Source organism: Alistipes timonensis JC136 (assembly GCF_900107675.1).
Taxonomy (GTDB): domain Bacteria; phylum Bacteroidota; class Bacteroidia; order Bacteroidales; family Rikenellaceae; genus Alistipes; species Alistipes timonensis.
Genome location: NZ_FNRI01000005.1, coordinates 313,207 through 326,164 on the forward strand (window position 1 = coordinate 313,207; position 12,958 = coordinate 326,164).

The following is a 12,958-nucleotide window of genomic DNA, read 5'->3' on the forward strand; positions in this document are numbered from 1 at the left end:
GTACGAATTACGGTCATACCGCTAAGGGGGGGGGAAAGGCGATTTAGTACATATTTACCAAATTCGGAGACAATTTTACGAACTTTTTTCCAATTTCACACAATACGGACGAATAAGTATATCCAAAAAGCGGATATGTCAAATACGATTTTTCCGTCCCGAAAAGAGAATACCGCCCCGGATTGCGGAGCGGTATCTCAAAAAACATAACGATTACGGGATCACTTCAACTCGAAGGCCGCCGTGCCGCGGATATCGTCCGACGCGGCGCCCACATAGGCCGTGAACGCGCCCGGTTCGGCAATCCACGCCCCTTTAGCGTCATCATAGTATTGCAGCATATCGGGCGTGATTTCGAAAGTAACCGTCTGCGTTTCTCCGGGGTTCAGCGAAACTTTCTGAAATCCTTTCAGCTCCTTCACCGGACGCGGCAACGACGACTCTTCATCGCCGATATACAACTGCACCACCTCGGCGCCCGGACGCGTCCCCGTGTTGGTCACATCGGCCGAAACCCGGATGCGGCCGTTCGCCGCAAGCGTCGTGCGGTCGGCTTTCACACCGGCAATGTCGAACGTCGTGTAGCTCAGGCCGTGACCGAAAGCGAACAGCGGTTTGAGCTGCTCCTTGTCGTGCCAGCGGTAGCCCACGAAGATACCCTCGTTGTAGGCAACCTTGTCCGTACCGGGGTATTCGCCCAGTGCATGCGCGCTGTTGTCCTCCAGCCGCACGGGGAACGTAAAGGGCAGTTTGCCCGAGGGATTCACAGCCCCGAACACCACGTCGGCCAGCGCATTGCCGGCCTCGGAACCCGAGAACCACGCCTCCAGAACGGCCGGAACGCGGTCGATCCACGGCATCGCCACGGCGTTGCCCGAGACCATCACCACGGCCAGGTTGGGATTGGCTTCGGCCAGCGCTTCGATCACCCGGTCCTGCGCATAGGGCAGACCGTATTGCAGGCGGTCGGCGCCCTCGCAGTCCTGATGGTCGCTCTTGTTGAGTCCGCCGACGAAGATCACGGCATCGGCCTTGCGCGCCGCGGCAACGGCATCGGCGATGAGCTGGGCCTCGGAACGTTTTTCAGAGAGGTCCTGCCCGGTCTTCACGCCGTTGTAGTTGCCCGTCACGTCGCCGACATAACCGCGTTCGTAGATCACCTCGGCCCTATCACCCACGGCGGCACGGATGCCCTCCAGCGGCGTATATTCATGCCGGACTTTGAGCGACGAGGAACCGCCGCCCACGGTCATCATCTTCACGGCGTTCTCCCCCACGACGGCAATCGTCTTCGTTTTCCCCAGGTCGATCGGCAGTACCCCGCCGTCGTTTTTCAGCAACACCATGCCCTCGCCCGCAATGCGGCGCGCAGCGGCAAGATGCTCGGGAGAGTTGAGCGATCCGAAAGGCTTCTGCGTATTCATCGCCGTGCGGAAAATCAGGCGCAGCACCCGGCGCGCCTTGTCGTCGAGCGTCGCCGTCGATGCCTCGCCTTTGCGCAGCATGTCGAGATAGGGAGCGGCCAGATAGTAATTGTCATAGGCGTTGCTGGCTCCCCAGCTCAGGCCGTCGGTCCACGAACCGAACTCCATGTCGAGACCGTTCTCTGCGGCCTGCTTCGTGTCGTGAACGCCGCCCCAATCGGAGACGACCACCCCGTCGAACGCCCAGTCGCGTTTGAGAATGTCGTTCAGCAGGTATTGGTTGTGGCAGCAATGCTGGCCCTTATATTTATTATAGGAGCCCATGATCGCCCAGGCCCCGCCCTCGCGGACGGCCGCTTTGAAGGCCGGCAGGTAAATCTCGTACAGGGCCCGGTCGTCGACCTCGACGTCGATGCCGTGGCGGTGCTCCTCCTGGTTGTTCAGCGCATAGTGCTTCACGCAGGCGGCCACGCCGTTCTTCTGCACCCCCTGAACATAGGGAACCACCATCCGCGCGGAAAGGAAGGGGTCTTCGCCCATATACTCGAAATTACGGCCGTTCAGCGGCGTGCGGTAGATGTTCACGCCCGGGCCCAGCAGGATGTCCTTCTCGCGGTAGCGGGCCTCCTCGCCGATGGATTTGCCGTAGAGGGCCGACATCTCGGGATTCCACGTCGCGGCGAGGCACGTCAGGGCCGGGAAAGCCGTGCAGGAATCGTTCGTCCAGCCGGCCTGCTCCCACTCGTCCCACAGAACCTCGGGACGAATGCCGTGAGGGCCGTCGGTGCACCACACCTCGGGGATGCCCAGACGGGGAACGCCCGCCGAGGAGAATTTCGACTGCGCATGCAGGATGGCGACCTTCTCTTCGAGGGTCATCCGCGAAAGTGCGTCCTCGACGCGTTTTTCAATCGGCTGCGACTCGTCGAGGTAGACCGCAACGTCGCTCCGGGGCTGCTGCCCGCCGCCGCAGGCAACTGCCGCAAAGGTGCACAGCCCGGCGAGGGTCTTTATCAGGATATTGTTTGGCATTGGAATAAAAAAATTTGTTTGGTTTGCACGCGGAGTGCGCAGTCCGAGGGCTGCGCACTTCGCATACAAAGGTAATGATTATTTTTTGACGAACGTCAGGACCGGCGCATTTTTACCGCCCGTGCAATCGAGCGTCAGTTCGTAGTCAGCACCCTCTTCGAGCGTTACGTCCGCAGCCATGTTGATATTGCCTTTCGAGACATCCAGCAGCGCCTCCGTTCCGGGCGTGGAGGTGAGTGCGCCCAGATCGGCCCAGCCGCGTGCGCCGAAGAACTTACCGTCCCAGCCGCTTACGCGGAACCGCTGGCCGAGGACCGTGCTGCCCTCCTTGCCGGCCTGCGCCGTCATCTTGTAGATGCCGGGAGCGGCTTCGGGCACGCAAACGCCCTTCTCGGTCGTCCAGCCCGGCTCGTCGGCAGCCGCAGGCGACCCGATGCCGTAGCCGATGAAATAGACCGCCCCGTGGCCGTCGTCGCTCAGCGTCGCCAACCCCGAACCGTCGGCGTTAAGTACCAGCGCGTCGATCACCTTGGTCGCAAGGTTGGCCGAAATGCGATACTTGCCCGACACGGGAATCACTTTGGCGCTCGCCGCGGAAACTGCCTCGAAGAAGTCGGGATTGATCCACGCCGGGGTGAACATGTCCGCACCGCCGAAGGTCAACGTCTGTCCCTGCGTCAGGTCGAGGTCGAGCTGGTAGTTGTCCGCATCGAGCTGCGCCATCTTCGTGCCGTTGATCTGCAGGTCGGCGGCCGGAAGCGGCTGATTGCCGTCGTGCTCGACCGTCAGCACCGCGGCCATCGTGCCGCCCGAAACGTCGATCGTGAAGCGGTAGATGCCGCCCAGTTCGAGCGTCTTGCCCTCGGCAAGTCCCAGGTTGCCGCCGTCGGAAATCTCGATCAGATCGCTGGCGGTGGTCAGAACCCCGTAAGGATTGGCGAACGAGGCGTCCTCCTTACCCAGGAATTCACCCTTGTCCCAGTCTTTCGGCCAGAAGAATTTGAAGTTGAAGCTCGAAGCGTTGATCGAAATGCCGGCCACCAGCGTAATCTGGAACTTCTTGTCCGCAACGCGGGCCAGACACAGACCCGTGGAGGCCATATCCCAACCGTCGCCGTTCTTTATAACGGGTTTGCCGATACCGGCTCCGACCGTCCAGATCGCATTGCCCGAGCCGTCGGCGTTGAGCGACGCATACTCCGTGGCCGATTTCATGGCCTCGATACGCAGGTAACTGTGTTTGAAATTGGCCGTCACCTTATACATGCCCGACATCGGCAGGAAAGTCAGCGCCTCGGGATTCGATTCGTCGGCCCGCTCGAAGAAGTCGCGGTCGATGTCCCATCCGGCGAAGTCCGAAACGCCCGTCAGCGTATAGGTCTGGTTCTGCGTCAGCGTGGTAACGATGCTGTAATTGTCGTTGTCGACCATCGTCATCTCCGTATTGTCGAAGAGCAGTTTGATGAAGGGCGAACCCTCGAAGGTTTTCAAATTGAAGGTGACCGCGAACTCTCCGGCATTCGAATTGGCGAAGGGAATCGGTTCGGTCGAGTCGGAGACGATCCCGCCCTGCTCGGCGCTGTAACCGAACGTCACCACCGAGCCCTGCCCGTCGAGGTCGGGCGTCGTGATGTAACCCTGCGGCTTCTGCGGAAAATCGGCCGTCACGGCGTATTCGTAATCGACGCCCGTGGGCTCCATGCGGTACTCCTGCCCTCCGAGCACGAAGGTCAGGTGGTCGGGCTTGGGCCGCGTGACGTTCAGGGGCCGTTCGAGGGTGGTCACTCCGAAGCGGACGTTCTGCCCCACGAGGCGCAGCGTGGCCTCTCCATCGGGAATGTTCTTGTAGAAAGGAAGCGTCACGGTGCCCGAATAGGTTCCGTTCTCCTTGGTGCGGATCACCTCCTCGGCAACCATCTCGTCGTCGAAGAAGACCTGCGCTTTAAGCGTCGAGAGCGCATAGCGGTCGGTCATCGTCGCTTCGAAGCCGACCTTGCCGCCGAAGACCCCCGAAGCGTCGGACGAAACAGCCGTCATTTCGGGACCGATATCGGTAGTGAGCAGTTCCGGATCGTCCTGGCACGCCGTCGTGCAGGCCGCGGCGAGCAGCGACAATGCGATATATTTCAGCGTTTTCATGTTCTGCGAATTTTTAAAGGTTATTTTTCAGCCGCGGCGCCCCAGCGGAACGAGGCGATCGACTTGGCCGGGATGGTGTATTTGAACGAACGGTCGGCGCTTTCATACACGGCGACGGTCTGCTCGCTGCTGTTCCTGTTCAACGCCACGAAGGCTTTCGAGCCGTCGGGATTGGCGAACGCCAGGTAGGTGAGGCCCGGGGTCGTATAGCCCGACGTGCCGATGCGCACGGCTCCCGGACGGATGACCTTGGCGCACTGCGCCAGATCGTAGTAGTGACTGTTGTATTTGAGCGTCTTGTAGTCCGACGAGCTGATCTCGATGGCTCCGTAGCAGGTCGTACAGCCACCCGGACGGTTCGGCGCACCCTTATCGTCGAGCATCAGGTTCCACAGCAGGACGCCCTTGCCCATGCGGCTCAGCGTGCCGAGGAAGATCGATTCGAAATCGTCGATGACGCAGCTTTCGAAGTTGTAGTTCCACGTACCGATCGAAGCCTCCGTAAAATAGATCGACTTGCCGGGGGCCGCCGCGAGGATGTTGTCCAGTTCGGTCACCGAACCGCCGTAGTTGTGCCAGGCCGAACCGTCGACCCACTGCGAGGCATCGCCGTCGGCGTAGATGTTGAGCGGATAGCTCTGCTGTCCGGCGACATTGTCGTAGTTGTAATTGTGGTCGTAGCAGAGGATCTTGGTCGTGATGCCCGCCTTTCTGAACGCCGGGCCGAGCTTCTTAACAAAGGCCAGCTGGTCCTCCCACGGCATGTAGAGCGACATCGAATTGCCCTTGTTCAACGGCTCGTTCTGCATCGTGATCGCGTAGATCGGGAAGCCGTTCTCCTCCATCTCGCTCACCCACTGCACGAAATACTCGGCATAGTCGTCGTAATAGGCGGGATTCAGACGCCCGCTGGTCCACGAGTCATAGGGTTTCGACGGATCGGCGACCGTGCCTTTCATCCACTTGGGGCACGACCACGGCGAACCCATGATTTTGATTTCGGGATTGATCTCCAGCACCTCTTTCAGGACGGGGAAAATGCCCTCCTTCTCCACGGCCGGAATGCCGAAGAACTCGATACCCTCCTGGTCGCAGCAGGTGTATTCGTCCATCGAGAAGTCCGAACCGCCGATATGCACGCGGATAAAGCTGAATCCGGCGCCGGTCTCCGGGTCGAAGCACTTTTTGAGAATCGCCGTGCGGTCGGCCTGCGACATCTTCAGCAGGTTGTAGCACGTGGCCCCCGTCATGGCCGGGCCGAATCCGTCGACGGTCTGGTAGGTCGTCGCGGGATCGAGCTCCACCCGGTAGGGCGACATCGAAACCTTCGAATAGGAGAGCCCCTCCTCCGCAAACAGGCGGTTGCCGTTGGCCGAGGTGACCCAGGCGCGGACATCTCCCGCGACGGGATCGGTCCCCGGACCGGGATTGGGTTCATCGCTTCCGCTGGAGCAGCAGACCGCTCCGGCGAGCAGCAGCGAGCCGGTCAGCAGACGCAGGTTGTTATTGATCGTGAATTTCATGGTCGAATTGCAGTTTTAAATTTAGTAGCCCAAGTTCTGTTCGATATTGGTGTTGTCGTCCAGCACGCTGGTCGGAATCGGCAGCAGCACGCGGTTGTCGTTCATCGCACGGCGGTCTTTGAAATAAGCGTCGTAGGAGGACGAGCCTTTGACGTTGACGCCATCGCAGACCTCGATCAGTTTCGAATAATCGTTGCCGTAACGCATCAGGTCGAACCAGCGGAAACCCTCCATGGCCAGTTCGAGGCGGCGTTCGTTCAGCACGGCTTCGCGCATCTGCGTCTCGGAGGCGCGCTGCGCGTCGGTCAGCTTGCCGAGGCCCGCGCGGTCGCGGATCGCGTCCACGATGTCGGCGGCACCGCCCGGATCGCCCGAGTTGGCCAGCGCCTCGGCATGCAGCAGCCGGATGTCGGCCAGGCGCATCACATAGACCGGCGTCACGTTGGTCGGGAACTTGTGCATGAAGGCATATTCGTCGCTGGGATACTGGTACGACCAGCCGCACTCGTCGTAAACGACCGATGCGTTCAGGCGCTCGGTGTCGCCCTCGGCATTATAGGCCCTCGTAAGGTTGCGCGACGGCGTGCTCCACTTGGCCCACGAGAAGCTGTCGTTGGGAACGTAGGCGTTGCGGTGGAACATCATCCACAGCCATGAACCCGAAGTCTGGCTGGACCACTGCACCTCGAAGATCGACTCGCGCGTATTCATCGCGGCCATGCCCGTATCGCCCGTGGTGTAGGCCCAGAGGTCGCCGTAGCTGTCGCAAAGGCTGTAACCCATACCCTCGACCGCCTCACAGGCCGAAACCACCTTCGACCAATCGCGGAACTCGCGCATGGAGTAGAAACGCGCCATCAGGCCGTAGGCGAAGCCCTTGGTGATTTTGAACTTATTCGAAGCGTCCATGTCGGGAGCGTACTTGCAGGCGTATTCCTCGATATCCTTAACGATCTGCTCGCCGACGGTCTCCTTCGAAACGCGGGACGGGAAATAGAGCGGATAGACCTCCTCGATGTTGTCGGCATTGATGGCGGGCGGAATCTCGGTCAGCATCGGAATCTCGCCGAACATCTGCATCATGTTGATCCAGATGTAGGCACGCCAGCAGAGCGCCTCGGAGAGCCACTCCTGATACTCCTTCTCGGTGAGCGACGGATCGTTCTCCTTCACGAGGTCGATGTTGCAGATGACCTGGTTGGCATAGTCCACGGCGTTCATCGAATAGTTCCACATGGTGGCCGCAAACTCGTTGTCGCTGTCGAGCTGGTTCTGTTCGACGGCCATGGTCTTCGTTTCGCCCGGGCAGCCGTAGGCGTTGTCGGCGCGGCTTTCGGCCAGGACGATGAGCTGGTACCAGTAGTTCTGGAAGTCGCCCTTCATGTAGTTGTACATGGCCGTAAGCTGGCCTTCGAGCAGTTCGCGGGTGTTGATGGCCGTCTCGGCGTCACCCGTGCCGGAGGTGTTGTTCTCGGCATACATGGTCTCGGGGAATTTCTCGAGGCTGCACGACGAAGCCGCGACAACCAGCGAAAATACCGCAACGTATGATAATATCTTTTTCATGATCGGTTCTTGTTTTCCGGGATTAGAAAGTAAGGTTCAGCCCCACGACCACCGTGCGGACGTTGGGATAGGTTCCCCAGTCGATGCCCATTTGCGTAGCGCTCTCCGACTGGCTCACCTCCGGGTCATAACCCGAATAGTTGGTCCAGGTGATGAAGTTCTGAAGCGAGATGTAAGGCTGGATGCGCGTGATGTTGATGCGTTTGAGCTTGGGCGAGGTGATGTCGTAGGACAGGGTGATGTTCTTCACTTTGAGGTACGATCCGTCCTCCACCCAGTAGGTCGAGTTCTTCACGTTCCACGACGGATTGTCCGAGCGGAACACGTCGGTCTGCTGCCCCGGAATGCGCCAGCGGCGCAGTACCGCGGTGGTCTGGTTGTTGGCCGTGGTCATGCCCTCGGTCTCGATGCGCGAGGCGTTGAAGATGTCGTTGCCGTAGGAACCCGTGATAAGGATGTTCAGGTTGAGCCCCCGCCACGAGAAGTTGTTGGTCATGCCGAACGTGAACTTGGGATTGGCGTTACCGATCCAGGTTTTGTCCAGCGGCGTGATCTCGCCGTCGCCGTTGCGGTCCTCGTAGATCAGGTCGCCCGTCTCGGGATCGACCCCCTTGGAGACATATCCCCAGAACATCGAGAGCGGATGGCCCGGCGTCATGCGGATAACGTTGTCGTTGGTGGCGTCGGAGGTCTTGGCGTAATAGTAAACCTGTTTCAGGTCGAGTTTCTCGAGCTTGTTGCGATTGAGCGAAACGTTCAGGTCGGTCGACCAGTTGAAATCCTTCCGGGCGATGTTGACCGACGACAGGGTGATTTCGAAGCCTTGGTTCGACATCTCGCCGTCGTTGCGGTAGATGCTCGGATAAGGAGACGGCAGGGGTACGTCCATCAGCATATCCTTGGTGTACTTGTAGTAGTAGTCGAGCGACAGGCTCAGGCGGTTGTTCAGCAGCGCGAAATCCAGACCGACGTTGGTCTGCGAGGTGGTCTCCCAGGTCAAATCCTGATTTTTGATGTTTTTGCGTCCGCCGACGGTCGGCACGGCGTGGGCATTCTCGGTCAGCGTCCAGTCGTAGTAGTTCGTACTGTACTGCTGCATCCAGCCGTACTCGGTGAGGCCCGCCTGGTTACCGGTCTGTCCCCAGCCGGCGCGCAGTTTCAGGTCGTTGATCCAGCGCACGTCGCTCAGGAACTTCTCGCCCGAGATGCGCCATGCCGCCGAGAACGACGGGAAATAACCCCAGCGGTGGCCGGGAGCCAGTTTCGAGGAACCGTCGGCTCGGAAATTGGCCGTCACGAGATAGCGGCTGTCGTAGTTGTACGACACGCGTGCCAGGTAGGACATGATCGACCACTCCGACTTGCCGTAGCTTTGGCCGCGGACGCCGCCGTTGTTACCGCCCTCCAGATTGGGGATGGCGTTGTTGTTGGTCGACGAGAAATAGGAACGCGATCCCGACAGCTGCTCCCACACGGAGGTCGTGGCCGACGTGCCGGCCATCACTTCGAGGTTGTGGAGGTTAAAGGACTTGTTCCAGGTCAGGATGTTGTCGTAGACCATGCGCATATCGTCGGAACGGGTGTCTGAAGCGGTTCCGTGCTGCGTCCGGCCGTAGGAGGTGCGAATCGGGTCGAGGAACGACGACGAGTGGACCCAGCGGCGGTCCATCGAGACCGTCGACCGGAAAGTCAGCCCTTTGGCCAGGTAGAACGTCAGGCCGCCGGAGAGCAGCAGACGGTCGGTGACGTTGCGGTCATAGTCCGTGCGAGCCATGTTCTCGAGGGGCGAGGTGAGGTTGGCGCCGTAGAAGTTATTGTAGTACTGCTGAGGGTTCTCCGGGTCCCAGATCGGTGCATAGGTCGGGGTCGTGATGGCCGAAACGACCACGCCGGCGCGGTTGGCGCCCTGTCCCGAGATGATGGACCCCTTGGTGGTATAGTGCGAGAAGGTGGTCGAGGCGTTGGCCGAAACCCATTTGAAAATCTTCTTGTCGAAGCTGGCCTTCACGTTGTAACGCTCCGAAGAGGTGGTGTTGATGATGCCCGTCTCGTCTGTGTAACCGCCGCCGAGGTAATACGACGAATTCTCGTCGCCGTTGGAGATCGAGAACTGGTAGTTCTGGTTGACGCCCGTCGAATAGGTTTCGTCGAACCAGTCGGTGACATCGGTAAGCGTCTCGGGAAGTCCCGAAACGGCTCCGTTCTCCTCCATCAGTTCGCGGTACTGCCGGGCATTGAGCACATCGAAACTTTTGGTCACCTTCGAAACGCCGACGAAGGTCGAAAACGAAATCTCGGGTCCCATCTTCTTGCTGCCCTGCTTGGTGGTGATGAGCACCACGCCGTTAGCGGCGCGCGAACCGTAGATGGCGGCCGACGAGGCGTCTTTCAACACCTGCATCGACTCGATCTCGTTGGGAGAGAGGTAAGCGATGGCGTAATTGCCCTCGCCTACGGGAACGCCGTCGACCACATAGAGCGGGTCGTTGCTCGACGAAATGGATGAAGCGCCGCGCACGCGGACTACCATGCCCTGACCGGGCGAGCCGTTGGGCTGGATGACCTGCACACCGGCGGCCTTGCCCTGCAAGGCTCCGGAAGCCGAGGTGATCGGACGGCGCGCGAGGTCGTCGGTTTTGACGATCGACACGGCCGTCGTGAGGTCCTTCTGTTTGACCGTACCGTAACCGATCGCCACCACGGCGTCGAGGGCTACGGCATCTTCGCTGAGCTTCACGTCGACCTTTGTGCGGCCGTTGACGGCAACCGTCTGCGAGACGAATCCCAGCGATTGGAAAATCAGGTTAACAGAATTCCCCCCCCCTCTGAGTTTAAGGGTATAAGTGCCGTCTACGCCCGTCGTGGCCCCGTTGGTGGTGCCCTGCTCGATGACCGTAGCCCCGATAACGGGCTGTCCCGACTGGTCGGTGACCGTTCCGGTCACAGTCGCCCGCTGCTGGGCCAGGACCGGAGCAGAAACGATCAGCATAGCCACCGCAAGCAGCAGCATCCATCCTGTCCGGCAACCCGATTGCAGCTTGTTGCATAAATGTGCCATAGGAAATTAGATTTTAGGTTTTGATTATTATTATAAATAGGTAAAGTCGTTTTTTAAAAATTCGACATAAAACCGCCTTCGTTTCTTCTAAATAAAAGTAAACAACGTCTGTGACATGAAAAAAATTAAACTGAAAATTGTAAACCAAAAACCCCTTTATCAAAATATAATTTACTGATTATCAATATATTAATATTTTGACATTCTCAAAAAAAAGTAGACGGACCGGAATCTTCCAACGGGAAAGAATCCACCGGACAGGATATAAATAAAATATTTTAAATAAATCCGGAGCCCCCCGTACGCCGGCAAAACCACCCGTTCCGCCCGTATCATCCCCACCGGCTCTTCCGAGAAAGAAACGGGCAGCCCCGGAAGCCCGGTGTTGATTTTTCGGAGATTATTCCTATCTTTGGTGTCGGTGCCGCAACGGCACTTTTAAGGGGTCGGAAGGTTTTACCGTACGGCAATTCGTTTTTGGCCCCGACCGACTTTCGACTTTTTTGTACCTTATATACGTCCACCCATGAGAAACCTGCTGTTTACCGCACTGCTGCTCGCCATAGCACCCTTCGCCCTGGCGCAGAACGATCTGAAAAGCGTGCTCTCGCAACTCGACGCAACTCTTTCGCACCGCGACTCCTATATCGCCGGCCGCGAACAACGGATCGAATCACTGAAAAGCATCCTCGGCAAATCGGACTTTTCGGACGCCCAGCGTTACATCCTGAACCAACAGCTGATCGACGAATACACCCCTTATCAGGCCGACTCGACGATCGACTACCTCTACCGCAATATCAACCTGGCAAAAAAAATGCGCGACACGCGGCGTCTCGACGAAAGCCGCATCCAACTGGCCTACCTTTACAGTTCGGCAGGCATCTACCTCGAAGCCGCAACCCTTCTGCAACAGGTCGACACCACGAAGCTCGACCGGAAACAACTGGTCGATTACTACGTCGCCCGCCACAAGCTCAACGACGAACTTCAGCTCTATTCCCACGACTCGGTGCAGGGCACGCAGTCGTGGCACCTCACGGTGCTCTACGCCCAGCTGATAGTGGACAACACCGAACCGGAATCGACCACGCACCTCAATTTCCTGCTCTGGCAGGCGATCAACGACCGCAACTACGAGCAGGCGGTGGAGATCTCCGAGCGACTGTGCAGCACCTTGCCGCCCATCTCCCGCGACTATGCCGAAGCATCGTACATGCGGGCGTTGGTGGCCGACCTGATGAAAGACACCTTCACGGCACAGGTGTGGTTCGCCCGCTCGGCGATGACCGACATTCAACTGGCGATCCGCGACAATGCGGCGCTGAAAAGCCTTGCCAACACGCTGCTCGACGACGACAATATCCAGCGGGCGATGCGCTACATGCGGATCGTCATGGACGACGCCCGGTTCTTCAACTCCCGGCTCCGGCCCTGGCAGGATGCGCTGGCGCTGCACGTCATCGAAGAGGCCTACATGGCCCGGCGGAAGCGGATGGACTCCATGTACAATATCTTCGTGGCGTCGATCGCCTGCTTCATGCTGCTGGCCCTCGGGGGCGTGATCTTCGTCCTGCGCCAGAACCGCAAACTCAGCTTCGCACGGCTCGAACTGCAGCAGGCCAACAACCGGCTCAACATCTCGAACAACGACCTCCAGCGGATCAACAAACAACTGGCCGAACTCAACAGCCAGATTTCCGAGGCCAACGAAGTGAAGGAGGAGTACATAGGCATCTTCCTGACAATGTGTTCGGAGTATATCGACAAGATCATCGCCTCGCGGCGTCAGGTGCGCCGCCTGCTGCGCGACGGACGTATCGACGAACTAAAAAAGGAGTACTCCCCGAGCGACGGCGACAGCCGCGAACTGGAGGAGTTCTATCACAATTTCGACACGACGTTCCTGCAACTCTACCCCACCTTCATCGAGGATTTCAACTCGCTGCTGAACAAGGAGGCGCGCATCGAGCCCAAGAAGGGCGAACTGCTGAACACCGAGCTGCGCATCTTCGCACTGATCCGGCTGGGCATCAACGACTCGTCGAAGATCGCCGCCCTGCTGCGCTACTCCGTGAGCACGATCTACAACTACCGTTCGAAGATCAAAGGGCACACGCTCGTCTCGCGCGACAATTTCGAAGAGCGCATCAAAACCATCGGGGCATTCAGTCCGCAGCATCTCTGACCGGATCGGCGAAAGCACAAAAAGAGAC

General features: G+C 58.9%; 6 protein-coding genes. 1 reads left to right on the plus strand and 5 read right to left on the minus strand.

Translation table 11 applies throughout. The features are described from left to right. Positions 1–221 precede the first annotated feature (221 nt). From BLU78_RS09015 to BLU78_RS09035, 5 genes are all read right to left on the minus strand, one after another. On the minus strand, positions 222–2,456 hold the full coding sequence (locus tag BLU78_RS09015) for a glycoside hydrolase family 3 C-terminal domain-containing protein (protein WP_010260835.1): 2,235 nt from the start codon (positions 2,454–2,456) through the stop codon (positions 222–224). A gap of 78 nt (positions 2,457–2,534) precedes the next feature. Then, a complete protein-coding gene (locus BLU78_RS09020; protein ID WP_010260837.1) occupies positions 2,535–4,595 on the minus strand; it encodes a DUF5125 domain-containing protein in 2,061 nt (686 codons plus the stop codon). Positions 4,596–4,615: 20 nt separating this feature from the next. Beyond that, positions 4,616–6,118, minus strand: a complete 1,503-nt coding sequence (locus BLU78_RS09025) for a glycoside hydrolase family 30 protein (RefSeq protein WP_010260839.1) — start codon at positions 6,116–6,118, stop codon at positions 4,616–4,618. Between the two features lie 21 nt (positions 6,119–6,139). Continuing rightward, entirely contained in the window at positions 6,140–7,684 is a 1,545-nt protein-coding gene (locus BLU78_RS09030; protein ID WP_010260841.1) for a RagB/SusD family nutrient uptake outer membrane protein, read from the minus strand. Positions 7,685–7,706: 22 nt separating this feature from the next. Then, on the minus strand, positions 7,707–10,742 hold the full coding sequence (locus BLU78_RS09035) for a SusC/RagA family TonB-linked outer membrane protein (RefSeq protein ID WP_026020650.1): 3,036 nt from the start codon (positions 10,740–10,742) through the stop codon (positions 7,707–7,709). Positions 10,743–11,268: 526 nt separating this feature from the next. Between BLU78_RS09035 and BLU78_RS09040 the strand changes: the two genes are divergently transcribed. Further along, complete coding sequence (locus BLU78_RS09040) at positions 11,269–12,930, plus strand: DUF6377 domain-containing protein (RefSeq protein WP_010260844.1); 1,662 nt, start codon at positions 11,269–11,271, stop codon at positions 12,928–12,930. The last annotated feature ends 28 nt before the right edge of the window (positions 12,931–12,958 follow it).